At 60.0% G+C, this 25614-nt stretch carries 26 protein-coding genes; 11 read left to right on the top strand and 15 right to left on the bottom strand.

Annotated elements, in window-relative coordinates:
• Positions 1-18 precede the first annotated feature (18 nt).
• From mnmE to E4633_RS04080, 8 genes are all read left to right on the top strand, one after another.
• On the top strand, positions 19-1386 hold the full coding sequence (gene mnmE / locus E4633_RS04115) for a tRNA uridine-5-carboxymethylaminomethyl(34) synthesis GTPase MnmE (RefSeq protein ID WP_135868982.1): 1368 nt from the start codon (positions 19-21) through the stop codon (positions 1384-1386).
• 187 nt (positions 1387-1573) lie between these two features.
• On the top strand, positions 1574-2230 hold the full coding sequence (locus E4633_RS20500) for a ribosomal eL19 family protein (protein WP_198419380.1): 657 nt from the start codon (positions 1574-1576) through the stop codon (positions 2228-2230).
• A gap of 4 nt (positions 2231-2234) precedes the next feature.
• Positions 2235-4109: a tRNA uridine-5-carboxymethylaminomethyl(34) synthesis enzyme MnmG gene (mnmG, locus tag E4633_RS04105; protein WP_135868981.1), complete on the top strand. Its 1875-nt coding sequence runs from the start codon at positions 2235-2237 to the stop codon at positions 4107-4109.
• The gene (gene rsmG / locus E4633_RS04100; protein WP_135868980.1) at positions 4106-4759 is read left to right on the top strand and encodes a 16S rRNA (guanine(527)-N(7))-methyltransferase RsmG; all 654 of its coding nucleotides are present in this window, start codon (positions 4106-4108) and stop codon (positions 4757-4759) included. Before mnmG ends, rsmG begins: the two co-directional genes overlap by 4 nt.
• A gap of 499 nt (positions 4760-5258) precedes the next feature.
• Positions 5259-6512, top strand: a complete 1254-nt coding sequence (gene lysA / locus E4633_RS04095) for a diaminopimelate decarboxylase (RefSeq protein ID WP_135868979.1) — start codon at positions 5259-5261, stop codon at positions 6510-6512.
• A gap of 41 nt (positions 6513-6553) precedes the next feature.
• The gene (gene dapA / locus E4633_RS04090; protein ID WP_135868978.1) at positions 6554-7426 is read left to right on the top strand and encodes a 4-hydroxy-tetrahydrodipicolinate synthase; all 873 of its coding nucleotides are present in this window, start codon (positions 6554-6556) and stop codon (positions 7424-7426) included.
• Positions 7427-7604: 178 nt separating this feature from the next.
• On the top strand, positions 7605-8408 hold the full coding sequence (gene dapB / locus E4633_RS04085; RefSeq protein ID WP_135868977.1) for a 4-hydroxy-tetrahydrodipicolinate reductase: 804 nt from the start codon (positions 7605-7607) through the stop codon (positions 8406-8408).
• Positions 8409-8459: 51 nt separating this feature from the next.
• Positions 8460-9692, top strand: a complete 1233-nt coding sequence (locus E4633_RS04080; RefSeq protein ID WP_135868976.1) for an LL-diaminopimelate aminotransferase — start codon at positions 8460-8462, stop codon at positions 9690-9692.
• Between the two features lie 75 nt (positions 9693-9767).
• On the opposite strand, the gene E4633_RS04075 is transcribed toward E4633_RS04080, so the two are convergent.
• Entirely contained in the window at positions 9768-10277 is a 510-nt protein-coding gene (locus tag E4633_RS04075) for a type 1 glutamine amidotransferase domain-containing protein (RefSeq protein WP_135868975.1), read from the bottom strand.
• Positions 10278-10471: 194 nt separating this feature from the next.
• Complete coding sequence (locus E4633_RS04070; protein WP_135868974.1) at positions 10472-11386, bottom strand: helix-turn-helix transcriptional regulator; 915 nt, start codon at positions 11384-11386, stop codon at positions 10472-10474.
• A gap of 170 nt (positions 11387-11556) precedes the next feature.
• On the opposite strand from E4633_RS04070, the gene E4633_RS04065 reads away from it, so the two are divergent.
• Positions 11557-11829 (top strand): cytochrome c7, encoded by a 273-nt coding sequence (locus tag E4633_RS04065; protein WP_135868973.1) that lies wholly within the window; start codon positions 11557-11559, stop codon positions 11827-11829.
• Positions 11830-11902: 73 nt separating this feature from the next.
• On the opposite strand, the gene E4633_RS04060 is transcribed toward E4633_RS04065, so the two are convergent.
• Complete coding sequence (locus E4633_RS04060) at positions 11903-13000, bottom strand: phosphotransacetylase family protein (RefSeq protein ID WP_135868972.1); 1098 nt, start codon at positions 12998-13000, stop codon at positions 11903-11905.
• A gap of 167 nt (positions 13001-13167) precedes the next feature.
• Here E4633_RS04060 and trhA point away from each other — a divergent pair, with 167 nt between their 5' ends.
• The gene (trhA, locus tag E4633_RS04055) at positions 13168-13836 is read left to right on the top strand and encodes a PAQR family membrane homeostasis protein TrhA (protein WP_135868971.1); all 669 of its coding nucleotides are present in this window, start codon (positions 13168-13170) and stop codon (positions 13834-13836) included.
• 32 nt (positions 13837-13868) lie between these two features.
• On the opposite strand, the gene E4633_RS04050 is transcribed toward trhA, so the two are convergent.
• The 4 genes from E4633_RS04050 to E4633_RS04035 form a co-directional block, all read right to left on the bottom strand.
• Positions 13869-15278 carry a radical SAM/SPASM domain-containing protein gene (locus tag E4633_RS04050; RefSeq protein WP_135868970.1) on the bottom strand — a complete coding sequence of 470 codons (1410 nt, stop codon included), beginning with the start codon at positions 15276-15278 and terminating at the stop codon, positions 13869-13871.
• Between the two features lie 26 nt (positions 15279-15304).
• Positions 15305-15727, bottom strand: a complete 423-nt coding sequence (locus E4633_RS04045) for a hypothetical protein (RefSeq protein ID WP_135868969.1) — start codon at positions 15725-15727, stop codon at positions 15305-15307.
• Positions 15728-15816: 89 nt separating this feature from the next.
• Entirely contained in the window at positions 15817-16239 is a 423-nt protein-coding gene (locus E4633_RS04040; RefSeq protein ID WP_135868968.1) for a hypothetical protein, read from the bottom strand.
• Positions 16240-16504: 265 nt separating this feature from the next.
• Entirely contained in the window at positions 16505-16789 is a 285-nt protein-coding gene (locus E4633_RS04035; RefSeq protein ID WP_135868967.1) for a cytochrome c7, read from the bottom strand.
• A 147-nt stretch (positions 16790-16936) separates the two neighbouring features.
• On the opposite strand from E4633_RS04035, the gene E4633_RS04030 reads away from it, so the two are divergent.
• A complete protein-coding gene (locus tag E4633_RS04030; protein ID WP_135868966.1) occupies positions 16937-19345 on the top strand; it encodes an ATP-dependent DNA helicase in 2409 nt (802 codons plus the stop codon).
• Positions 19346-19776: 431 nt separating this feature from the next.
• Here E4633_RS04030 and E4633_RS04025 read toward each other — a convergent pair whose 3' ends face one another.
• The 8 genes from E4633_RS04025 to E4633_RS03990 all read right to left on the bottom strand — a co-directional run bounded on the left by E4633_RS04025 (position 19777) and on the right by E4633_RS03990 (position 25581).
• Positions 19777-20223: a rhodanese-like domain-containing protein gene (locus tag E4633_RS04025; protein WP_246037896.1), complete on the bottom strand. Its 447-nt coding sequence runs from the start codon at positions 20221-20223 to the stop codon at positions 19777-19779.
• 131 nt (positions 20224-20354) lie between these two features.
• Positions 20355-21098, bottom strand: coding sequence for an acyl-CoA dehydratase activase (locus E4633_RS04020; protein ID WP_135868965.1), 744 nt, complete (start codon positions 21096-21098; stop codon positions 20355-20357).
• 3 nt (positions 21099-21101) lie between these two features.
• The gene (locus tag E4633_RS04015; protein WP_135868964.1) at positions 21102-22394 is read right to left on the bottom strand and encodes a double-cubane-cluster-containing anaerobic reductase; all 1293 of its coding nucleotides are present in this window, start codon (positions 22392-22394) and stop codon (positions 21102-21104) included.
• A gap of 348 nt (positions 22395-22742) precedes the next feature.
• Entirely contained in the window at positions 22743-24218 is a 1476-nt protein-coding gene (locus E4633_RS04010; protein WP_135868963.1) for a cytochrome c family protein, read from the bottom strand.
• 41 nt (positions 24219-24259) lie between these two features.
• Positions 24260-24523: a hypothetical protein gene (locus E4633_RS04005; RefSeq protein WP_135868962.1), complete on the bottom strand. Its 264-nt coding sequence runs from the start codon at positions 24521-24523 to the stop codon at positions 24260-24262.
• A gap of 86 nt (positions 24524-24609) precedes the next feature.
• Positions 24610-24861, bottom strand: a complete 252-nt coding sequence (locus E4633_RS04000) for a GSU3529 family protein (RefSeq protein WP_135868961.1) — start codon at positions 24859-24861, stop codon at positions 24610-24612.
• Positions 24862-24871: 10 nt separating this feature from the next.
• Entirely contained in the window at positions 24872-25198 is a 327-nt protein-coding gene (locus E4633_RS03995) for a DUF134 domain-containing protein (protein ID WP_135868960.1), read from the bottom strand.
• A 2-nt stretch (positions 25199-25200) separates the two neighbouring features.
• On the bottom strand, positions 25201-25581 hold the full coding sequence (locus tag E4633_RS03990) for a NifB/NifX family molybdenum-iron cluster-binding protein (RefSeq protein WP_135868959.1): 381 nt from the start codon (positions 25579-25581) through the stop codon (positions 25201-25203).
• Between the last annotated feature and the right edge of the window lie 33 nt (positions 25582-25614).

Here is a 25614-nt window from a genome sequence, read left to right as displayed (position 1 = left end):
CACGAAACGGATACGACAATGTATGTACGTGACACAATCGCAGCAATCAGCACAGCGGTAGGTGAGGGGGGGATCGGGATCGTAAGGATCAGCGGCCCTGCCTCCCTGCCGATCGCCGAGAGCATCTTCAAAGCTAAGTCGAACGGTGGCCTAAAAAGCCACCGTTTTTCTTATGGCGCTGTGGTAACTCCGGAAAGTGGCGACCTAGTCGACGAGGCCATGGTTGTCTATATGAAGGCGCCCAATTCCTACACCAGGGAAGACGTGGTCGAGATCCAGTGCCACGGTGGCACTCTCGTCGTCTCCAGGATCCTCAATCTCGTTATCAGTGAAGGGGCACGTCTGGCGGAACCCGGCGAGTTCACCAAGCGCGCTTTTCTTAATGGGCGGATCGACCTGGTACAGGCGGAAGCCGTCATGGACGTCATATCCAGCCGGACCGATGCCTCCCTGGCACTTGCTCAACACCAGCGCGAAGGGCTCTTGTCCAAACGGATCGCTACGGTGAAGGACGGGATCGTCTATGCCTTGGCCTACGTCGAGGCGCTTATCGACTTTCCGGAAGACGACGTCGATATTGCCGTCGAAACCGATGTGCTCGGTAAGGTCTCGCCTGCACTGGCTGAACTGGACTCATTGATAGAGGGGTTTGACGAGGGGAGGGTGCTGCGCGACGGGGTTTCGGTCGTCATCGCCGGCAAGCCGAACGTAGGGAAATCCAGTCTACTCAATACACTCTTGAAGGAAAAGCGGGCCATCGTCACTTCGGTACCGGGCACTACCAGGGACCTGATAGAAGAGGTGGTCAACATAAACGGCCTTCCCGTCAAACTCCTCGATACTGCCGGCATCCGCGAGTCGGATGATCAGGTCGAGCAGGAAGGCGTACGGCTGTCTCTGGACCGCATACCCAGAGCCGACCTGGTTCTTTTTGTCATCGACGGCTCCGCACCATTTGATGAGGACGATGCGACCATTCTTCGTGCCATTGGTGCGAAGAGTTGTATCGTGGTAGAGAACAAGTCTGATCTGCCATCGGTGGCTGTGCTCCCGTCAGATTTCTCCGCGCCCGTGGTCACTATCTCCACGCATACCGGGTCCGGTGTTCCTTCCTTGCGCGACGCGATCACCAATGCTTTCATGCATGGCCACGCCATAGACAGCCGCGAGTATGTCGCAGTGTCCAAGGCGCGGCACCGGGATTCGCTGCTCAAGGCTCGTACCTCGTTGCGCTCCTTCGTCAGCAATCTTGAAGCCGGTATGAACCTGGAGGTTCTTCCTGTAGACTTGCGTGATGCGCTCGACGCGGTAGGTGAGGTAACCGGGGAGACCACCGCGGACGATATCCTCGATAGGATCTTCTCGAGCTTCTGTATCGGGAAGTAGAGGCACGCTGATGTTTCACGTGAAACAGGTTATCTTTTCACCGAAACTATAGTGGCTTACGCCGGTTCTAACGCATTACGTATTTGCTGTGGCGGCCCAGTTCCCAAGGGAAGGGACATGACTGCGGAACCTGATTCGCTCACCAGTTAACAGTGGTGACGAATCACCGGCCGTGTTGGACGAGTCGTTGACCGCACCTGACGAGTCGTTGGTCGCACCGGACGAGTCGTTGGTCGCACCGGACGAGTCGTTGGTCGCACCTGACGAGTCGTTGGTCGCACCGGACGAGTCGTTGGTCGCACCGGACGAGTCGTTGGACGCACCGGACGAGTCGTTGATAGCACCTGATGAGTCGTTGGTCGCGCCTGACGAGTGGTTGATCGCGCCTGACGAGTGGTTGATCGCGCCTGACGAGTCGTTGATCGCATCTGACGAGTCGTTGATCGCATCTGACGAGTCGTTGATCGCTTCTGACGAGTCGTTGATCGCTTCTGACGAGTCGTTGATCGCACCTGATGAGTCGTTGGACGCACCTGACGAGTCGTTGGACGCACATGACGAGTCGTTGGACGCACCTGACGAGTCGTTGGACGCACATGACGAGTCGTTGGACGCACATGACGAGTCGTTGGACGCATCCGATGAGTCATTGATCGTTCCGGGTAAGTCTTTCGTCGGTTACATGAGGCTGTTGTTTTTGGTGTTGTTGTGCAACACGCTGAATAGACAGGTATTTTTAACATTGTTTCACGTGGAACATGCATCGGGATCAGTAACATCCCCGTTGAGGGAACCCTGGCGGGTTCGTAATGCGTTCCTAAGGCTCAAACTGCGAATGGAGTAAGGTTTTGATAGTTTACGACAAGAAATATGACGTGATTGTGGTCGGCGCGGGACACGCCGGGTGTGAGGCTGCGCTTGCTGCTTCCAGGATGGGGCAGTCCACCCTTATGCTCACCATCAACCTGGACGCCATCGCCCTTATGTCCTGCAACCCGGCCATCGGCGGCTTGGCGAAAGGTCACCTGGTGAAGGAGATCGATGCCCTGGGTGGTGAGATGGGGCGTAACATCGATGCGACCGGCATCCAGTTCCGCGTGCTGAACACGAAGAAAGGGCCGGCCGTCCGTGCGTCCCGTGCCCAGGCGGACAAGCAGATGTACCGTCTGCGCATGAAGCACGTGATGGAGCAGCAGGATAACCTGGATCTGAAGCAGGTGGAAGTAACCGGGCTCGTCATCGAAGACGGTGCGGTGGTCGGCGTGGATACCAAGGGCGGCGTCCGCTTCATGGGTAATACCGTCGTTCTCACCACCGGTACCTTCATGCGCGGCCTGATTCATATCGGCTTGATCCATTACCCGGGCGGCAGGGCAGGGGACCTTCCCTCCATCGGCCTGTCCGACGGACTGAAAGATTACGGTTTCGACGTGGGCCGTCTGAAAACCGGTACCCCTGCGCGCCTCGACGGCAGAACCATAGACTTCGATAGGCTAGAAAAGCAGTACGGCGACGAGAACCCGGTGCCGTTCTCGTTCTCGACCGAGAGAATCGAACAGAGCCAGGTTCCCTGCCACATTGCTTATACCAACGAGCGCTCCCACGAGATCATCCGTAGCGGTCTCGATCGCTCCCCGCTCTATGCCGGTATCATCGAGGGGATCGGGCCGCGCTACTGCCCATCCATCGAGGATAAGGTCGTGCGCTTCCCGGACAAGGACCGTCACCAGACCTTCATCGAGCCGGAAGGGCGCGAGACGGTCGAGGTCTATCCGAGCGGCATGTCCACCTCGCTCCCCATTGATATCCAATGGGCCTTCTACAGGAGTATCGAGGGGCTTGAGCGCGTCGAGATCATGCGACCGGCCTACGCGATCGAGTACGACTACGTCAACCCGATCCAGCTGCACGCCTCGCTGGAGACGAAGCTGGTGCGCAACCTTTACCATGCCGGCCAGATCAACGGGACATCCGGTTACGAGGAGGCGGCTGCCCAGGGGCTCATGGCCGGCATCAACGCAGCCCTTCGGGTCCAGGGAAGGGAACCGCTGGTTCTGGGCCGCAGCGAAGCCTATATCGGTGTGATGATCGACGATCTGGTCACCCTCGGCACGAAAGAGCCGTACCGTATGTTCACCTCCCGTGCGGAATACCGCCTGCTGCTGCGCGAGGACAACGCGGATTTGCGCCTGAGGGAGAAGGGGCACGAGATCGGTTTGGTGCCGGAGTTCCTCTACAACTCTTTCCTGGCAAAGAAAGAGCTGATCGATACCGAACTGGCGCGCCTATCCAGCGAAAGGCTGGCGCCGTCGGCTGCTGGTGAGGAATTGCTGGAGGAATGGGGGCTGGTCGGCATGCAGAACGCCATCAGCTATGAGCAGTTGCTGCGCCGCCCCGAGTTCACCTGTCAGGACCTCTCCCGCATCTACCCGGAGATCATGGCGCTGCCAGAACAGGTACGCGAGCAGATCGAGATTCAGATCAAATATCAAGGGTACATTCAGCGCCAGCTTGAGCAGGTGGAGCGCTCCGCCAAACTGGAGACGACGAAGATCCCTGCCGACATGGATTACGGCAGCGTTTCCGGCCTCTCCACCGAGGTGCGGGAGAAGCTGGTGAAGTTCCGTCCGGACACCCTGGGCCAGGCTTCCCGCATCCCCGGCATCACTCCTGCGGGCATCACCATCCTTTCCATCGCTTTGAAGGCGAGGTACGGCCGATGAACGAGCGCGCCAGGGATTTTCTGAAAAAAGGGGCCGCGGAACTGGGTATCGAGCTCACTGCTGCGCAGTTGAAGAGCCTGGACCTTTTCGCCGAGGAGCTGAAAAAGTGGAATCGCAAGATCAACCTGACCGCGATAACCGATGACGAAGGGATTGCGGTGAAGCATCTTGTAGACTCGCTCAGCCTTTTGAAGGTGGTGCGCGGACCGGCACGTATGCTTGATATCGGCTCCGGCGGAGGATTTCCTGGTATCCCGGTGAAGGTGGTGCAGCCCGATCTGGCCATCGTCTCCGTTGATGCAGTGGTGAAAAAGATCAGCTTTCAGAAACAGGCGGTGCGTCTGCTGGGCTTCCAATCTTTCGATGCGCTGCATGTCCGGGCGGAAACGCTCGCCGCCGACTACCCCGAATATTTCGACTGGGTTGTCTCCCGCGCCTTTTCGGATATACCTTCCTTCGTTGCCATGGCGCTGCCGGTCCTGAAGCCGGAAGGACGCATCGTCGCCATGAAGGGAAAGAACGCAGCCGAAGAGGTGTCGGCCGCTGAAGAGGAACTGCAGAAACTTGGAGCCAGGGTCGAGTCGGTGCTCGATTTCAATCTCCCTTGCTCTGGAGACGCCAGATCGCTGGTGATAATAGTTAAGAAATAGTTAATTTTTACGGATTTCTTTGTACGCGAGCATAAAGGGGTTTTTTAGGGGTTGTGCTTGTGAAAGAAGGTCAGTGTTTGTCGTGTGGCGAGATCGCCTGTTTTTGGTACCAAATTTAAAGCCTAAATTTTGTGCAAATTGATCGGAACCGGCGACATCCGAGGTGCCGATTGCGAATCTTCACCTCGAGTCCGTCCGGGTCTGCAGACCGTAATCCCATAATTAGGATAAATTCACATAGTGGTGGTGAGTGTTGTGAGAGAAGAGGAACACAAGAGTAGGGAGTGAGGAACCGGAGAGGGAATGGTGAGAGAGTCCTTTTGAAGAAGGTATGATCTCGTCGAACCAATGTCCGCTCGACTAAACCGACAAAAAGACCCACTGACAACAAGGGAATACGGCAAAGCATTATTTTGACTTTTTGACGGTTTATATGTTAGAAATAAAAACTTTTTTTGTTTACGACGGCAACTTCACCTCAACAGAAGGGGGATGACTTATGCATCACTTTCAGTACAAAGGTGACGAGCTCTTCGCAGAAGAGGTCGCGATCAAAGATATCGTTGCTGAAGTAGGTAGTCCTGTCTACATCTACTCCAGGGCAACTCTGGAGCGTCATTTCAAGGCGATGGACGACGCCTTTGCCGGTGCGCCTCACACTATCTGCTACTCGGTGAAGGCCAACTCCAATCTTGCCGTTCTCAAGACCTTCGTAAATCTCGGCGGCGGTGTGGACATCGTCTCGGGCGGGGAACTGTACCGGGCGCTGGCCGTCGGCGTAGATCCTAAAAAAGTGGTTTATTCCGGCGTGGGGAAAAGAGACGACGAGATCGCCTACGCTTTGAAAACCGGCATCCTGATGTTCAACGTGGAGTCGGAGCAGGAACTCGACCGGATCAACGAGGTGGCGGGGCGCCTGAACAAAAAGGCCGGCATCGCCATCCGCGTCAATCCGGACGTCGACCCGGAAACCCACCCCTACATCACCACGGGACTGAAGAAGGCCAAGTTCGGTATCAACATCGAGCGCGCCCTCGGGCAGTACCAGCGCGCCGAGAGCATGAATAACCTGGAGATCCTGGGCATCGACTGTCACATCGGCAGCCAGCTCACCAAGGTTTCTCCTTTTGTCGACGCCATCAAGAAGCTGAAGCGCCTTTTAGAAGGCGTCAGGGACATGGGCATCGACGTGAAGTACCTTGACCTGGGTGGCGGCCTCGGCATCCAGTACAACGATGAAGCGCCGCCGCTTCCCGCCGACTACGGCTCCTCGATTATCGAGGAGACCAAAGACCTCGGGTTGCATCTGCTCTTCGAGCCAGGGAGGAACCTAGTAGGCAACGCCGGCATTCTTGTCGGCAGATGCCTCTACACTAAACAGGGCGAAGAAAAGAACTTCGTCATCGTCGACGCGGGGATGAATGACCTGGCCCGACCTGCGCTGTACGGTTCCTTCCACGGGGTCCGTCCGGTGGTGAGAAACCAAAGCGGGGTCATCGAAGGTGACATCGTCGGTCCGATCTGCGAATCCGGCGACTTCCTGGTCAAGGACCGGGAGATCCCGAATTTCCAGCCCGGTGACCTGATCGCGTTCATGTCTGCCGGCGCTTACGGCTTCACCATGAGCAGCAACTACAACAGCCGCCCGCGGGTGGCCGAAGTGATGGTCGACGGAAAGAGATTCGAAGTGGTGCGAGAGCGCGAGACCCTGGCTGACTTGGTCAAGGGCGAGAGCGTCCCCACTTTCCTTTAAATTACTAAATCAATCGGATAGTTACCATAAGGAGGTAGCCCATGTTTCACGGAAGTATCGTAGCGATCGTAACACCGTTCAACAACCACGCGGTGGACGAAGAAAAACTGAGGGAACTGGTCGAGTTCCAGATTGCCAACGGAACCGACGCCATCGTGCCCTGCGGCACCACCGGCGAGTCCTCCACCCTGAGCTATGAAGAGCACGACAGGGTCATCCAGATAGTCGTGGAGCAGGTGAACAAGAGGGTCCCGGTCATCGCCGGCACCGGATCCAATTCCACCCACGAAGCCATCGAGATCACCAAGCACGCCAAAGAACTGGGCGCCGATGGTGCGCTGCTGGTAACCCCTTACTACAATAAGCCTTCCCAGGAAGGTCTCTACCGCCACTACAAAGCGGTGGCCGACGCCGTGGCACTGCCGCAGATCCTTTACAACGTACCGGGACGTACCGGTGTGAACCTCCTCCCGGAGACCGTTGCACGCCTTGCCGAGCACTCCAACATCGTCGCCATCAAGGAGGCAACCGGTTCGCTGCAGCAGGCCTCCGAGGTGCTCGCACTTTGCGGCGACAAGCTCGACGTGCTCTCCGGTGACGACTTCATCACCCTCCCCATGATGGCCGCAGGCGCCAAGGGGGTCATCTCGGTGACCGCCAACATCATGCCGAAGGAAGTCTCCGCGCTGGTCGATGCCTTCAACGCCGGGAACATGGAAGAGGCGAGGAGGCTGCACCTGTACCTGCTGAAGATCTCCAATGCTATGTTCATCGAGAGCAACCCGGTGCCGGTAAAGACCGCGGTTTCCCTGATGGGCAAGTGCAGCGACGAAGTACGCCTGCCGCTCGCCCCGCTCATGGAGGCCAACAAGGCGAAGCTCATTTCCATCATGAAGGAATACAAGCTCATCTAGTGGCGTGAATGGCGGGCAATGCCTGAAGGGGCGAATGATTATTCGCCCCTACGTTAATGCTCCGCGCTGTGTCGGCCTATTGGTGTAAAAGCACGTGCTTCTGTAGGGGCGAATAATCATTCGCCCGAACCTGCGCGCGCTTACGCGGCCATGTAACATCACCAAAATGGAGAAACCAATGGTTAAAATAGCTGTTTGCGGGGCTGCCGGCCGCATGGGTGGCCGCATCATCGCCGCCATCAAGGAAACGGAAGGAGTGGAGCTCTCCGGCGCTCTGGAGCGGCCCGGGCACCCGATGGTCGGGCAGGATGCCGGTTACAACGCGGGGCTCGGCGCCATCGGCGTTACCATCAACGACGACCTGAACGCCGTGGTGCAGGGGTGCGACGTACTGATCGACTTCACCGCGCCTAAGGTGTCCCTGAAAAACCTCGAAGTCTGCGCCCTCTACAAGAAATCCATCGTCATCGGGTCGACCGGCTTCACCCCGGAAGAGCGAGCCCTCGCCGCGGAACTCGCACGCGAGATCCCGGTGATCATCGCGCCGAACATGTCTGTTGGCGTGAACGTCTGCTTCAAGGTGCTCTCCGATGTAGCCAAGATCCTCGGTGAGGACTTCGACGTGGAGATCGTCGAGGCGCATCACCGCCTGAAGAAGGACTCCCCGTCCGGGACTGCCGTGAGGATGGGCGAAGTCGTGGCCGACGCCCTTGGGCGCGACTACAACAAAGTCGCCAACTACCACCGCGAGGGGATCTGCGGCGAGCGCACCCACGACGAGATCGGCATGCAGACCGTACGCGGCGGCGATATCGTCGGCGAGCACACCGTGTACTTCATCGGCATGGGCGAGCGCATCGAGCTTACCCACCGCGCCCACACCCGCGACATGTTCTCCCGCGGCTCCGTGCGTGCCGCCAAGTGGGTCGTGACCGCGAAGCCCGGCGTCTGGGACATGCAGGACGTGCTCGGACTTAGATAAAGATTCAGGCGACCCACCGGCCGCCTTAGAGTTTATTTCTGGAGGAAATACGTGGCAAAGATAAATGATAACTACCTGAAACTGAAAGCAGGTTACCTTTTCCCGGAGATCGGGCGCCGCGTGCGCGCCTTCGCCGCCGCCAACCCGGAGGCGAAGGTGATCCGTCTCGGGATCGGCGACGTGACCCGTCCCCTGGCCCCGGCCGTCATCAAGGCGTTCCACGAGGCGGTGGACGACCTCGCGACCGTGGAAAACTTCGCAGGCTACGGCCCCGAGCAGGGGTATGACTGGCTCATCAACGCCATCATCGAGAAGTCCTACAAGCCGCTCGGCGTTGACCTGAAGACCGAGGAGATGTTCGTCTCCGACGGCTCCAAGTGCGACTGCGCCAACATCCTCGACATCTTCGCCCTCGACAACGTCGTCGCCATCGGCGACCCCGTCTACCCGGTCTACAACGACACCAACGTCATGATCGGGCGCACCGGCGAGGCGGACGAGAAGGGTTATTACAAGGGGATCGTCTACCTTCCCTGCACCGAGGAAAACGGCTTCATCCCGTCCCTCCCGACCGGGAAGGTCGACATCATATACCTCTGCTTCCCGAACAACCCGACCGGTACCGTGGCAAGCAAGGCCGAGCTGAAGAAGTGGGTCGATTACGCCCTCGCCAACGACGCCGTCATCTTCTACGATGCGGCTTACGAGGCCTTCATCACCGATCCGTCCATCCCGCACTCCATCTACGAGGTGGAAGGGGCGAAGAAGTGCGCCATCGAGTTCCGCTCCTTCTCCAAGACCGCCGGCTTCACCGGCGTGCGTTGCGGCCTCGTGGTCGTGCCGGAAGAGGTGATGGGGACCACGACAATCGGTGAAAGGTACTCCTTCAACAAGCTCTGGCTGCGCCGCACCACCACCAAGTTCAACGGCGCCTCCTACCCGGTCCAGAAGGCCGCTGCCGCGGTCTACTCCGAGGAGGGGTGGAAGCAGAACAAGGAAATCATCGACTACTACATGGAGAACGCCCGCATCATCCGCGAAGGTCTGGCCGACGCCGGTCTCACCGTGTACGGCGGCGTGAACGCCCCCTACATCTGGCTCAAGACCCCGGCCGGGCTCTCCTCCTGGGACTTCTTCGACAAGCTCCTCACCGAGTGCAACGTGGTAGGTACTCCGGGTAGCGGCTTTGGTCCCTCCGGCGAAGGGTACTTCCGTCTCTCCGCCTTCGGCAACCGCGACAACGTCATCGAAGCGGTGGAGCGGATCAAGAAGAACCTCAAGTAACAGCAGCATCAAGCGTCGACAAAAAAGGCGGCCCCCGATCGGGAGCCGCCTTTTTTTTGCGTCTTTAAAGAACTTCTATCCCTGCGCTTTGAGCATCCTGGTGAGCTCGCGGCAGAAAGCCGGGAGATCGTCGGGCTTTCTGGAAGTGATCAGGTTGCCGTCCACCAGTACCTCGATGTCCTCGTAGGACGCGCCGGCGTCGCGCAGTTCCGGGGCTACCGACTCGTAGCAGGTGGCCTTGCGCCCCTTGAGGAGCCCGGCGGAAATGAGTATCTGGGGACCGTGGCATATTGCGGCGACCGGCTTGTTGGACGACATGAAGGCGCGGACGATCTCCTGGACTGCGGGGGTGTTTCTGATGGCGGCAGGGGCCTTTCCGCCCGGTAGCACGAGTACCGCATAGTCGGCGGGGTTCAGGTCGGTGAAGACCCGGTCCACCGGTACCTCGTAGCCGTGTTTGCCGTGGATGGAGCCGCTTTTATCTGAGGCGACTACGACGGAGTAGCCGACCTCACGCAAGCGATACAGGGGGACGAGCAGTTCGCTATCTTCGAAGTTGTCTGCGCTAAGGATCAATGCTTTCATGATTCCTCCCATCACGATGATTAATAAGGCGTCGCATCGCCGAGTCTATAGGTTGTAAACCTCTGTGAAATCGACGCACTCCAGTTTACCATGCCTTTTATGCGGCGCATGTGGACGAAAAGAAAAAACTAATAATAAGATGGCGGCGGGATGTTTATGAGACGGGAGGTGAAATCAGGAAGGGGATGCGGCTATTACTTGAGGACGGTGTATCCGCTCTTGGTATCCCAGCGGTACCCCTTGCCGCTCCAGATCGCCTCGATGGTCTTCCAGTCCAGGCCGAGCCCTTTCATCTCTTCGCAGATGTAGTAGGCCGGCATGATCTCGTCGTCGTCGATGCGTCCGTCGCCGTTGCTGTCGGCCCAGTGGTAGGCGCCGATGTGGACCGAGGTGCTGCCGCCGACGCTTTCGGTGCGGTTGGATGCCTCGCCGCCGTGGACCACGAGCTCCCCTTTGAACGCGGCGTCCTTGCCGGCTGGGAAGTTGGAGGGGACCTTCAGGGAATAGGAGACGGTGGCAGGGGTGCCGCCGGTAGGAACGAGCCATTTACCCTCGGACTCGGTCGAAGAGGTAATGGGCAGGGCAGAGACAAGACGCGCCCCAGCGGGAAGCCGTTCTCTGAGGATGAAACCGAAAGGAGAGGCGGGCTGGCGGGCGACCTTCACCTGGACCGGAATCACCTCGCCCGGGGCGGCAAAGCGTGGTGCCCAGCGTATGGCGCGCGGAGCAGGAGCGGGTTGACGCAGTATAAAATAGAGCAGGGTGCCGAGAAGCAGCAGTGCGAGGACGGAAAGCGGCAATAGCACCCTCTTGCGGGAAGGGACTTGTGCGGTAACCGGTTGCGTGTCCGGTTCTTCCGGGTCCTCCGCGCGCAGGATCTCTTCGAGGGTGACTTCGAGTGCGTCGGCGAGTTTCTGGGCGTTGTCCCTCTTTATGGAGGGGTAGCGGTTGTTTTCCCAGCGTGAAATGGTGTCGGTGGTGACACCAACCACGTTTGCTACGTAGAGCTGGGTGAGCTTCTTCGCCTCCCGGACGTTCCTCGCCCTGGTGCCGTCGATGGCGATGCTGGCAGAAGCTCCCTTCTCCGTTTTATCGGTGCTGTCCACCATCTCCAGTACACTCCGAGGGGGAAAAAAAAGGGCGATCGGGACCCGACATGGGCGAAAAAGGACCCGACATCGGGTCGCATCGCTATAGATGTCGGTTACGGAACCGCAGGACAGGTGCTATTTTTACCACAGTTCCGCAGCAAAAAACCAAGAAGAAAAGGAGCAGATCCATGAAAAAGGTAATCGTCGCAGCAGCCCTCGTCGTCTTCAGCGCAGGAGCGGTACTGGCCGCCGATGTCATCACCCTCCAGGCCAAAAACGGCAACGTGACCTTCAACCACAAGAAACACCAGGAGACCCTGAAGGACTGTAAGGTGTGCCACGAAAAGGGCCCCGGCAAGATCGAAGGGTTCGGCAAGGACTGGGCGCACAAGACCTGCAAGGGATGCCACGGGGACAAGGGCGCAGGCCCGACCAAGTGTGCCGACTGCCACAAGAAGTAGGGAAGCAGAAGACGCGCCGTTCCGAAGCAGGGAACGCACAGGCGGCCATCCGAGAGGAGGCCGCCTTTTTTATTTACTGTGCGAAAAGCTCGTCGACGGCGTCGAAGTCGAGGCGCTCCTCGGCCAGGGACCGGATCAGGGCGAGCTTCTCCGTGTCCTTCGCGGTGATCTTTGAAACATCTTCGGTGATCATCTTATAGAGATCGGTCGTGGTCTGGTCGGCGCGGAAGTAGGGAATCCTGCTCCTATCGATGATGCGCTGGGTGATGCTGCTGACGGGGGCGACCCCCGAGATGACCAACCCGGCGATGAGCGGGTGAAACTCTGGCATCTGGTACAGGTTGGCGATGGTAACCAGCAGTTCGTCCCGGCTGCTCGTCACCAACAGGAGCGAGGAATCGCGCAGCATCTCGGTGACCCTCTGCGTGGAAGCTGCACCGATCTGCACGTGATGGATGATTCTCTTCACCTCGCGGCGGTTGCCGTTCAAGGGAAGATCGAGCAGGCGCGCCACACGTCCCAGGGAAGGGTTGGCCAGCACGGGCTTATAATCGAAGCCGCCGAGGATGGAAAAAGGCTGGCCGGCGAAGGCACGGGAGAGGTAGTCGAGGGTGACGTCGCGTTTTTCGGCAAAGAGCTTGTTCACCAGAACGCCGCGCACGTCGGCCTTTTCCAGCTTGAACAGCGCGGTGTTCATGGCGAGCGTGTCGATGACGTTCCCGATGCCGCCGCCGCTCAGCATCAACACCGGCGCGTCGAGCATCTTGGCGATATGGGCGTTAGAGAGGTTCAAGACGGTGCCGACGCCGGGATGCCCGGAACCCTCGATCACGATGAAGTCGCAGTGCTTTTCGAGCTCGGCGAAGCTGGTCCGTATGCGCTCGCCCAGTTCGGGAAGGTCGATCTTTCCGTCGATCGCCTGTTTCGTCGTGTCCGGATACACCACCACCGGGGACATGTAACGCAGGTCCTTGGTGAGTCCGAAGACCTGGGCGATCAACGCGGCGTCCTTGTCGACCGGGATCCCGCGCAGGACCGTCGGCTTGGGCCCCAATGGTTTCATGAAACCCACCCGGCCGTACTTCTTCTGCGCCAGGTGCAGCAAGGAAACGCTGATGGTGGTCTTCCCTATGTTCTGCCCCGATGCGGCTACAAAGATTTTTCTTGCCAAGGGTGTCCTCCGCTGAGACATGCATGACAATGATGTATACGAGGTCCACATGATCGTATCGAAGAGGCGGCTTGTCAAGCCGAAAGGGGAGGTAAGCGGCACGTTGCGGGGCAGGTGGCGGGGGTGTATCTTAAGCAGGTGTTTTCCAGCCAGGCGGAGCGATAACGATGGATGACGACGATCTGCAACAGCGACTGTTCCATTATACCGAGGCGGAAGAGCTGGCGAACCGCTGGACCCATGCTCCGGGCATCCTGCTGAGCGCGGCGGGAGCGTTTGCGCTGGTGAACCTCGCCGTGCGGATGGGGGACACCTCGCGCATCGTCTCGGCTGCGATCTACACCGCCACCCTGGTCATCTTCTACTGCATCTCGACCATATACCACACGGTCCGCAGGCCGCGCCTGCGCTACTTCTTCCGCATACTCGACCATGCCTGCGTATATTTCGTCATCGCCGGAAGTTACACCCCCTTCGCCATGGTGACGCTGAAGGGGGCATGGGGGTACTGGCTGCTGGTCACTGTTTGGGGGCTCGGGATGGTCGGCGCCTTCATGAAGCTCTTCACGACGCACCGCCTCCCTTACATCGGCCCGCTGCTGTACCTGGGGCTCGGGTGGCTGGTGGTCATAGTCATAAAACCTCTCGCCGCGGGACTGGCCCTGAACGGTCTGGTGCTCCTCTTCGCCGGCGGGGCTGCCTACACCCTCGGTGTCGTCTTCTACCTCTGGGACCGCCTGCCTTACAACCACGCCATCTGGCATCTCTTCGTGCTGGCGGGCAGCGCCTGCCACTACGCCGCAATCTTCTATTACGTGACCGCCCGTAATTCCTAAAGCAGGAAACCTTGCTCCAGTGGTCGGTTTTCTTAGACCGGAGCGTGGACCTTTTCCAGGTGCCAGGGACACTTGTTCAGCATCCTCGTGAGGGCGTAGAAATACACCTCGGCGCGTCCCTGCATGTTTTGGCAGTATTCGGGGTGGGGTCGTCTCGGATGGCCGGTCATGTCGTAATGGGTGGCGTAGCAGCCTCCGGCGCAGTCGTAGCGCAGCCAGCAGGCCTGGCACTGATGCTGGTCGTCCACCTCGAACCCTTCGAGGCTTTGGTGCAGGTTCAAGCGCTGCGAGTCATCGACCTGCCCCATGGCGAACTCGTCGCGTTCGACGAAGGCGATACAGGGAAATACCGTGCCGTGGCTGTTGATGGCGAGGGTGTTGGCGCCGGCGCCGCAGGGCCTGGTGAAACGGCTGCCGCGCCGGATCCGGGTGATGTTGTCCAGAACGTTTGAGACGAAGGGGACATCCCGGGTGTCGTTGTACTCGCTGATGTAATCGACGTAGTAGTCGACGAACTCGCGCAATTCGGCGAGCTGCCGCTCAGGGGGAACGATCAGCTTCTCATAGATGGGGTTTTGGTGGTAGCCCGGTTCATGGCAGTACTCGAGCTGGATCCTCTTGATGCCGAGGGTGGTGAGGTGACGGAAGGTCTCCAGGTAGCTGTCGGAAAAGGTGGTGAGCGTGGCGCGGATGCCCAAAAGCTTCTGGTTCGGGAAGGCCTTGATGTTGTTCGCGATTCGCTGCCAGGTCTCCTCCCCGTACTTCCCGGGTCGCTGCAGGTCGTGGATTCTCTGGCTGCCGTCGAGGCTTACGCCGACCTGCGTGAAGTAGCGCGCGAGAAACTGGGCGGCAGGCCCGTCGAGCATGGTGCCGTTCGTGTCCAAGGTGAGGTAGAAGTTCTTTTCAAGCCGTGCCTCGTGTTGCAATAGTTCCTGGGTGACCTGCTGCAGCACCGGGAAGTCGAGCAGCGGCTCGCCGCCGTAGAAGTTGATAAAGACCTTGTCGGCGCTGGAGCGCTCGACAAGGGAGAGGATCAGGCGGGTGGCGCGCTGTGCCGTGTCCCACCCCATGAGATGTCCCTGTTTTCCGAAGGTACCACCGCGGTTCCAGCAGTAGCAGCAGGCCATGTTGCAGGTCTGGGCGAGGTAGATGGAGAAGGTCTGGTAGCTGTTGCCCTGAAGGATTTCGTGCTGTGCCTGCGGGGCGGGAACAGGTGCCCTGAGCTCCCGGGTGACTAGATCGCGCAGCTCATCGTAAAGGGAGCTCTCTTCTGCAGGAAGCGGGCGAGGCGGGTCGGGCGGGAAGGCCTCAGGAGCACAAGTCGGCGGGAAGAACTCCGCAAGCATCCCGAAGGCAAGCCGGCTGATCTGGTAGAGCCTCGCGGAGCGGGTGAAGAAGAGGTAGTGTTCACCGGCCTGCTCGAAGGTGTGATAGTCGGTCATGACTGGATCCCTGGAAAATGCTCTGCCTACAGCCTTTCGCTGTAGACGAGGAGCCCGGTGGGTACCATGCGGACGGAGTACTTCCGGTCCAAATCGATGATGAACCAGACGCGTCCGGAATGCTGGACGGTAAGGCGCGCCGCCATGGAGAGCGCTGCCCCCTGCGCCTCGAATTCCCGGTGAACTGCGGGGGGGATCACCCCCTGGTCCAGTTCCCCTGCGTGTTCAAGGGGGAGCGAGAACACGTACATGTCGTTGGTTGGGAGGGTCATGCAGACGTTGTTGTAGGCCCTGAAGTTCTCCATCTGCTGCGGCGTTATGCAGCTCGCCACGATCTGGTCGGGAGACCAGCACTGAGCCCGCTGCGCCTCGGCCTCTCCCCCCCCTTCAGAGACGAGCTTCACATGCATGCTGCCATTGTCTTCCCCCTCCATTTTCTTTTCGGCCATTGCGCTCTCCTTTCAGGAAATGACATCCGTACGGGACACGCAGCACGCGCGGGTCCGGTCCGGTAACAAGGTGAGTTCGCATAACAGGTTCAACATGATTCGCAAAAGACGGCGATACGCGCCGCGACCCTCCTGACGGCATAGCAATTCGTTCCGTCCTGGAGATGCCAAAACTTTCCGGCTTCGGAGACGGTGAGGCTAGCCGTGGGACCGAGTTCGACGCCGACGAGTTGCAGCCGTTGGCGCAAGAGTCCGGGCAATGATTCCCGGTCCAGTTCCGTGGAGTGCTCGGCTGGAATGGAACAAAGGGCGTTTCCGGGAGCGACGGTGCTGGTGGTGGGGCGATACACCGCGTGCTGGGCCTCAGTGGCGCACGGGTGGGTGGCCTGAAGTGAATCGATGCAGACCATCTCGGGACTGCGGGCCTGCGTTCCACCTCCCTCGGAGATAAGCCTTATGTGCGAGGTGCTTCCCGTCTCGTGGTGGTGCAGGTCGTGGAAAGGGTCCCTCATGTGTGAATCTCCTTGCCCCGGTCCTTTAATTTTGAATAGGAGAGAACGATTCTCCGCCTCTATCGAACAGCTAACACATCGTGGATACGGGGACTTCGAGCCGCGCGAAAGATAAGCGGGGGCGAGGTGCCGACTTCATTATTGCTGGAAATTAAAAAAAGTCAATCTTGTGCGTGAGGCTTTAATTGGATTGGCTAATGTCGGGAGGGTGTGGCGAAAAAGGCGGAGGCGGCTGCCTCCGCCGGCAGGTGAGGTGCGGCGGTCACTACTTCTTGTGGCACTCGTTGCATTTGGCGGGGCCTTTACCCTTCTCGGTGTGGCACCCTTTGCAGGTCTTGTGCGCCCAGTCCTTGCCGAGGTCGGCGATCTTCCCGCCTTTGTCCGTTTCGTGGCAGTTGGTGCACTTCATCTCCGGCATGTCTTTGTGCTGTTTGTGCGGGAAGGTGACGTTGCCGTTCTTCGCCGGGAGTACGACCACGGCCTCATCAGCGGCATAGGCGAAACCGGCACAGAAAAGGGACAGTACCGCGGCAGCTACGACTCTTCTCATGTTCTCTTCTCCTTTATGCATGTAATGAAAAAACACAGACAAGAGGATACCGGTTATGCGAGGCATTGCAACGCGATAGGGATTCTTAGCTTGACAAAGAAGAAGCAGTCATTAGAAAGTGGCAGAGAATCAACGGACTAAGGCCACATGAAACCTGCAAATGACATCATCAACGTTCCGGTCGGCTACTTCGCCCTCCCGGTCCCGCGCTCCGGGCACATCGAGCCCCGCTCAGGCTATGACCGTTCCACCGCCGACGGCCGCGAGATCCACCAGCGCGTGCAGAAAAGGCATGCCGAAGTGGATCCGTCTTACCGCGCGGAGGTGCCTGTGGGGCGCCTGCTCGAACGGGGAGGCTTCCTCTTCCAGATCAACGGGCGTATGGACGGCATCTCGGGCGGCGACTACGCCTGCATCGAGGAGATCAAGAGCTGCTTCGCCCTGGGCGAGCTGAAGCGCCGCCTAGCGGGCGACCCCTTCCTGGAGCCTTACTGCCTGCAGCTTCTCACCTACGGTTACTTCCACTGGCTTGAACACGGTCGGGCGCCGCGCCTCACCTTCCACCTGGTTTCATCCCGAAACGGCCACTCGGCGGACCTTGAGATCAGCCTCGACGTGGAACGCTACGAGACTTGGCTCGAGGCGAGGCTGGAAGAACTGGTTGCGGAGGCGAGCCGCGCCAAAAAGCGTGCAGTGCGCAGGCGCGCGACGGCGGCGGATTTCCCCTTCCCCTTCACCAAGCCGCGCAGCGGGCAGGTTGAGCTGATGGCGGAGATCGAGCAGGGGATGGCCCTTGGCCGACGCATGCTGATCCAGGCGCCGACCGGGCTCGGCAAGACGGTGGGGGTGCTGCACCCGGTACTGAAAGAGGGGCTCTCGCGGGGCCAGACGGTGTGCTACGTGACCCCGAAGAACAGCCAGCACGAAGTGGCCGAGGATGCCGTGGCGAGGTTTCGCGAGGCGGGGGCGAAGCTTCGTTCCCTCACCGTCACTGCCAAGGGGAGGATCTGCTTCCAGAACGAGCCAATCTGCACGCCGGAGTACTGCGACTACGCGAAGGACTACTACGGCAAGCTCGCCCGCCATGGCGTCGTGGAGCTTCTGGAGAGGAAGAAGACGCTGAAGGCGAGGACCTTCCGCGAGTTCGGCGAAAAGTACGAGGTCTGCCCCTTCGAGCTGCAGATCGACTGCGCGAAGCTCGCCGATGTCGTTATCTGCGACTACAACTACGTCTTCGCGCCCCGCTCGGCGCTGGGGCGGGCGGCGGGGCTCGCCGTGGAGCAAAGCGGCAAGCCGAACCTCGTGATAGATGAGGCCCACAACCTCCCCTCGCGCGCCATGGACTACTACTCGCCGAGCCTCTCGAGCCACGTGCTGGAGGGGATGCGCGAGGAGCTCGCGAACGTGCCGCATCTTTTCAGGCGCGAGGCCGCCTCCCTTCTGGACGACTGCGTGGCGGCGGTACTTTCCTGCCGTGCGGGAAAGGGGGAGAGCGCCGCGCGGATCGAGCCTCCGATGGCAGCGTTTCTGGAGCTGGACGGACAGCTGCGTTCCCTTTTGTCGCGTTACCTTGAGGCTGACGTCGAAATCCGGCAGGAAGACCCGGTGCTGCGTCTTTGCTACTACTGGACCGGTTTCACGGAGATGCTGGAGCTGGCGGTGCGTTCGCAGCGGCAGGAATTCTTCACCTTGTACCAGCCGCTGGGGGGCGGTGGGAGTATCAAGGTCACCTGCTGCGACGCCTCCGACCTCATCGCTGAGCGGTACGCGGAATATCAGCAGGTGGTCGGCTTCTCGGCGACGCTGAAACCCTTTGAGTACTACGCCCGGCTTTCCGGTCTCGACCCGCAGGAGGTGCACACCGCCGAGTTCCAGAGCCCCTTCCCGCAAGAGCGGCGCAAACTCCTCATCATCCCGCAGGTGTCGACCCGGTATTCCAAGCGCGAGCGGAACTACGCGAGGATCGCCGATGCGCTCGCCCGCATCGTGGCGCTGCGCCGTGGCAACTACCTGGCCTTCTTCCCGAGCTTCGTCTTCCTGGAGCGGGTGGCTGAACTGTTCCGAGCGCCGGAGGGTTTCGAGGTGTTGCAGCAGGAGCGCAACATGAAGGGAGCGCGCACCGCGGAAATGCTCGAACACCTCCGCCAGGGGGGGGCGCCGACCGTGGTCTTCGCGGTGCAGGGGGGATCGCTTTCCGAAGGGGTCGACTACGCGGGGGAGATGGTGATCGGTGCCTTCGTGATCGGTCCGCCGCTGCCGAACTTCGATCTCGAGCGTGAGGAGATGCGGGCCTACTACCAGCGTCACTACGGCAAGGGGTTCGAGTACGCCTACACCATACCGGCCATGGCGAAGGCGATCCAGTCGGCGGGAAGGGTGATTCGCTCGGAAACCGACCGCGGCGTCATCGTCCTGATGGACGACCGCTTCCTGGAGAACGAGTACAGCGCCGCCATGCCTGCCGACTGGTTCGAAACGCAGGCGACGGAGCTCGTTTCAGGAGCCATATTGAAGGATATCGGCGAGTTCTGGGCACAGCCGCAGGAGTGCGAATAAAACGGAAAAGTAAGCCCCTTTACCTCCATCGGGAAGGTCTTTCAAATGCAGGGGACCATGGAGTACAGCTACCCACGAAGCGCGCATGAGCCCGAACGTTCCCCCCTTTGCGAAGGGGGGACAGGGGGGATTTGCCTTGGTCTGACCATACAAGCACCTGCTGACGCGGCCATCGCGCACACCGCGCTAGATAAATGACAGATGCTAAATAACCATCGGGCAGTCTGAAAGCCCTTCTGCAATCCCAGTCATCCGACTGGAGCCGTGTGACAAAAGCAAATCCCCCCCGTCCCCCCTTCGCAAAGGGGGGAGTCCTTGTTCACGCGCGGTGGTAAATGAACGCGATTGTCGCAATTCCACCAATCACTTCGATAAAAAAGCCGCTCCCCCCTTATCGAGAGAAGCGGCTTCGTGATTAGCCATCCTCTTGTTTATTTCCCCTGCACCACCAGCGCCTGGTAAGGCCAGCCCTGCATGCCGTCCTCCAGGATGTGCAGGCGCGCCTCGGCGATCCCCTTGCTCTTCAGGTGATCGTAGGTGTTCTTGGCGCCGCCGCCACCGCGCGGGCAGATGATGACGATCTCCTCGCGGGTTGCCGTCAGTTGCGGAAGCACCCGGTCCAGCTTCGACTTCTCCTCGGCGGATTTCACCGGGAAAGCGTTCGTCTGCAGCGCTCCCTTGAAATGGTGCTGCTGGAACTCGGCCGGCACCTGGATGTCGACGATCTGCACTTTCTTGCCCGTCTCAAGCCACTTCTTGAAGTCCTCGGGAGCCACATACTGGTAGTTGCCGCCGAAAAAGGGGGCGGCCAAGGCCACCGACGCGGCGAGTATGGTCACCAGTGCAAGGACCAGGGGGATGATTCTCTTCATCTTCATGCTAACTTCTCCTGTTTCAAATGTTGATATGGGCAGCTTCAACTGAAGCTTGCGGTTTCTTTACTGCGTATCAATGACCGAAGAAAGGACGCCATGCCTCGCGAATATGCCAGCCCGCGGATGGGTGGGCGTCAGGAACTCCCGGCGTGCAGCGCGGCGCCGAGAGCACCCGTGATCGAGGGATCCTCAGGAACCAGTACCGGTACCCCAAGTGTCGTCTCTAAAAGCGACACGAGCGTCTTGTTATTGGCGACCCCGCCGGTAAAGACGAGGTGCGGGCACTGGCAGGTCTTCGAAACCATCGCAGCCAGACGGGAAGCGACGGCGAGGTGCACCGAGCGTGCGATCTCCTCCGGCGGCACCCCGCGGTTTTTCAGCGATACCACCTCGGACTCTGCGAACACGGCGCACATGCTGTTGATGGGGCTCGTCCCTTCGGCCGCGGCTGCTGCTTTACCGAACGCCTGCAGGTCGTACCCAAGCGAGACCGCCATCATCTCGAGAAAGCGCCCGGTGCCCGCGGCGCATTTGTCGTTCATCTGGAAGTTTACGATGCGCCCATCTGCGCTCAGGTGGATGACCTTGCTGTCCTGCCCCCCCACGTCGAGGATCGCCCTGCAGTAGGGGAAAAGGTACCTGGCGCCGAGGGCGTGCGCCTTTATTTCCGTGATGATGTCCAGACCTGCCTGCTGCTGCATGAGGTGCCGCCCGTACCCAGTCGCCACGGCACGTGCCCCGGGATGCTCGCCAAGCATCTGCAGCGCCTGACGGTGCGGCTCGAACCCGCTCTCCACGACGCGGCGGTGAAGGACGGTCCCCCCTTTGAGTGCGACGGTCTTGATGGTGCGCGAGCCGAGATCTATCCCTACCAGCATGGCCTATCCCTTGATCTGCTCGATGAACGCCTCGACGCGCGTCTGCAGCTGCCCCATGTCATCGGGCGAGTAATCCGTTTCTATCGCCATGAAGGGGATGCCGCGCGCCTCGCATGCCTCGCGGAGCTTGACCGCTTCGATGTTGTAGGTGTGGCAGAACTGCAGGCAGTAGTCGATGATCCCCTCCGCGCCGGACGCCTCGAACTCCCTGATTACCTGATCGATCCGGTCGTCGTTCGGGGTGAAGCAGGAGCAGTCGATCTTCATGTAGCGCTCGGTGAGGCGCTCCAGTTGCTGGTCCATGTCGGCGGCCCCCTCGTCGATCAGGTCCTTGTAGTAGCGGGTGCCGATGCAGCTCTCCTCGTTAACGACGACGGCCCCGGCGCTCTCGATGATGTAGTGCAGCTTCCAGTTGGGAAGCGCCATCGGCGTGCCTGAGACCAGGATGCGCGGGGTCTCCTTCGGAGCAATCGCGACGCCATCCTGCACCCGCTTCTCCAGCTCGTCGCACAATTCGTGAACTTTCTCGGTGAAGCGCACCGGCTCGTCGTAAAAGGCGATCTGTTGGATGATCAGCATGTCCCTGCCGCTGATGGGGGAGGGGGTGTGGTGTCTCAAGGCGTTTAGACGCTGCAGCGCGGCACGTTTCGCGTTGATGGTCCGGATGCCGCCTGCGACAGCCTCGAAATCGGTCTCGTTGCCCGTGATGCGATCCACGGCGACCTTGAAGTCCTTCACCTCTTCCACCCAGAGCCGCTTGTCGCGCTCCCGCTTCATCTGGGGGATTTCCATGACGTGCGTCGGGACGTAGCGGTCCAGAAGCTCCCATGTCTTTTTCTTAGCATCGCAGGTCGTCTCGCCGTAGACGAGGTCTACTACCTGGAAATAGGGGCAGATCTTGCCGACCTTGAAGCCGAAGGCTGATTTCACCATCGGACAGATGTTACGGGGCAGGATCTTCTCGGCGTCCGCGATGGACCCCTGGGCCCCGCCGCAAAGGCCGATACAGATGCCGCCAGCCGCCACCACCAGCTCCTCGGGGACGTAGACGCAGAAAGTGCCGATGACCGGCTTTCCACCCTCCTTGGCGTCGTAGATCTCCTGGATGCGTCCGGTGTGGATGTTGGCGACCATGTCGTCGAAGTAGGCCATCCGCTCCGGTCGGTTTTGCTGCGAAAGGAAGATGTTGCGGTAGGCGTTGGTCAGCATGGGAGGCATCCCGGAAAACCGCGCCACATCCATGCCGAGTTTTTCCCAGAGCTCCGGGTCGGATTTCACCACAAATTCATCACTCATCGCATCCCCTCCCGATTAGAAAAAGACAAAAGTATGGATATCTGTATATGTTCAGACAGGGAATATGTCAAACCGATAGTTTCGATACAAATCGTCGACACTATCGGTAATTACAATGGGTAAGCGTGGAGTCTTTAGGTTCCACTCTTTTCGAGTGTTCACGGCTATTTCCAAGAGCAAGTTGCGTTCTACGAAGCAGAAAAAGGTGGCCTTACAGAGCCGCCCACCGTAGCGACTTTTGCAAAGGCGGGACAGGGGGGATTTGCTTTGGGTACTTTCCGCGGAGATCCACAAAAAAAAGCCCCCGGAGTGCGGGGGCAAGAGACTTACGGAGAGGTTGATGCGGGATTAGCGTGCGGCCTGACGGGTGGAGATCGACGCCTTCTTAAGCGCCATGTCGACGACCGGCAGCGGTGGGACGGCCTTCAGGCCGTAAATCTTTTCGAGGTCGATGTCTTTGGGTACCGCCTTCAGCAGCGCCTCGGCGACCTTCTGGTCCGCCTGCCGGTAGCGCAGTTTCACCTCGACGTTCAACTTCTTCATCCCCTTCAGGACCGGGACGCCGTAGTACACGTCCTTGTACCCCCGGGGAGGGATGGTGTCGTGTCGCGAGAACGAGGTCACCACCCATGGATCGATGGCGAAATGGAAGTTGTCCCCCATGCCGTCGGAGTTGAAGAGCCGGGCATCAGCGGGGAGTGAGCCGTCTGCACCGACCTGTCCGCTGGTAAGGACCGTCTTGCCCGCCTCGTCCTTCGCCACGATCTCAAGCCACATCTGGCGCACGTTCGTGAGCGAGGTGGGGAGGTTGTGCCCGGCGCGCACGTTTTTTACCCGGACCTGAAGCTCTTTCAGCTCCCCCTTCTGGTAGCTCGGGGTGATCTCGATGTCGGCGGCGGACTTCAGCCGGTCGACGGCCATCTGGTACTGCTTCATGAAAAGATCGGCCTGCTCCTGGTTGCCCGCCTTCTTCGCGGCACCGGCGGCCAGGTAGCTCAACAGGTAGTTGGCGCCGTTGAAGTAGTGCCGGTACTCCTTGCGGTCGGGCTTGATGAACTGGTCCGCCGTCTTCTTGAAGGAGGCGGTGTCGACCATGTGGCAGTCCTGGCAGAGGACGTTTTTCTGGGCGTACGGGCCGTGCTTCCACTCGAGGTAGGTCGCCTCGAGCGGGAAGTGCGCGTCGTAATGGTAGACCTGGTGACAGGATGCACAGAGGTCGGCCTGCAGGTGCAGCGAGCTCTCGGCGCAGTCGTGGAAGCCACCACCGCACTCCTCGCTCGGCTTGAAGGGGCCGCGCTTGACGAACCTTGGGCCGTCCTTGGTCTCCACACCGGGGGTGAGGATGAAGGAGCCGTTCTCAGGCTCGTGGGACGGTGTCTGCCAGTGCGTAACGCCGCTCACCGAGTGGCAGATGTCGCAGGAGACACCGGCCAGCGCCATCTCGCTCAGTCCCGCGTTGCCGGGACCCTTTATCTCGCCGGTGACCACGCCCGCGGGGGAATGGCACCCCTCGCACTGACGCGAGATCTCGTGACCGACCGCCTTCACCGCCTTGTTAAGTTCCCCCTGGTAGACAGGGTCCTGGAAGGCGAGCTGGTGCACCGAGGCGCTCCACTCCTTGTACTGTTTCTCATGGCAACCCTGGCAGACGGTCGGCGGGGTGAAATCGAGGGTGGACTTGTTCCATTTGATGAGCGAGGGGTAGTAGGGGTAGAACTCGCGGTCGACGTCGAAGACCGGTGACGCGGCCATGGCGGAGCCGGCCAGCGTGGCGAACGTAGCGGCTGCGGCAAGGATCAGTGCTAACTTCCCTTTGAGCTGCATGGTGCCTCCAGTGAGTTGTTCATATCAGTGGTGCTGCCGAATCACTCTTCTGTTTCGTCGGGCGCTTCTTCCTGACACTTCTGTTTCTTGAGCATGCACTGCTTCACCTTCCTGACCGCTTCCTGGTCGTCGGGGTAAAGCGCGAAGGGAACGTTTTCCCCGCCGCTTTCCTTGTAGATCCGGTACCGGTTGCAGTTTTGGTAGTCTCCAAAGCAGAGCTTGCTCTGGATGTACTCCGCCGCCTTTGGAAGGTCCTTCATGTTGTCCTTGAAGAACTGACAGCACTCGACGAGTTCACACGCCATGACTCACCTCAACGATCAAATATCATCAAATTGCAGGGTAGCAGTATAAATGGCCCACCCGCCGCACGGCGACGGGGAGTGACCGGTCAACCTTTGCCGCGCATCCGGTCGAGCGTCGCCTGGATGGTGGTGGCGCTCACGGCGTCACCGAAGCATCCCGCCCCGGCGTAGCTGTCAAACGCCTCGATCTGCTCCAGCAGGAGTTCTACCAGCTTCCCGTCGCGCCCAAGGGCCGGATCGCTCGCGATCTCCAGGATCTCTTTCAGAAGCGACGCGGGGAGGTCGGCCTCCTCGTGCTGCCGCCGTGCCGTCTCAGCCAGTTTATCCAACAGTTCCATGCTGGCTCCTCTACGAAAGGTCTCCGCAGGGGAGGGGGGCCAGGTCTGCGGTGGCGCCGGCGATGGCGAGCGCCTTCTGGTGCACCAGCGCTTCCGCCACCTTGGCGCGCGCCGAGGCCAGCAGACGCTGCACCGTGCCGCGCGATATCCCCATGCACTCTCCGGCCTCTTCCTGGGTCTTACCCTGCCCGTCGCACAGGTGGAGGGCGTCCAGCTCGTCGTGGGCGAGCCGCAGCATTTCAAGATCCTTGAGCGGTGTGCCGGCCGGCTTGAAGACCGCGGCGAAACCTGCGCGGTGCGGGCAGACACAGGTTCTCGGCTTGCGGGGACGCGGCATGATCAGTGGGAGCAGCCGTGGCTGTGACCGTGCCCGCCGCAGGTGTGGCCGGGAAGGTACTCCGGCAGCTCGTTCGCCTTGAAAAGGGCCATGTTTTCAGCCACCGTTCCCGGGCGGGCCTGGAACACGCGCATGCCGGCCGCGTTCAGCTTGTAGAGCGCGCCGCCGCCGATTCCTCCTACCACGATCGCGTCGACCTCGTGCCCGCCAAGCCCGGCCACCGGGTTGCAGGCGCCGTGCTGGTGCACGCGGTCGCCGTTGTTGATGGCGGTGCACTCGTCGGTGTTGCTGTCTATCACGAGAAACCCGGGAGCGGAGCCGAAATGACCGAAAACTGCACTGGAAAGACCTTCGTTGCATTCAACAGGGAAACAGATCTTCATCCTTACCTCCGGGTGATATTGTGTATATGCACA

It is taken from the genome of Geomonas terrae (assembly GCF_004791675.1).
In the GTDB taxonomy this organism is placed as follows: domain Bacteria; phylum Desulfobacterota; class Desulfuromonadia; order Geobacterales; family Geobacteraceae; genus Geomonas; species Geomonas edaphica.
This window is presented reverse-complemented; position numbering and strand designations above follow the sequence as displayed.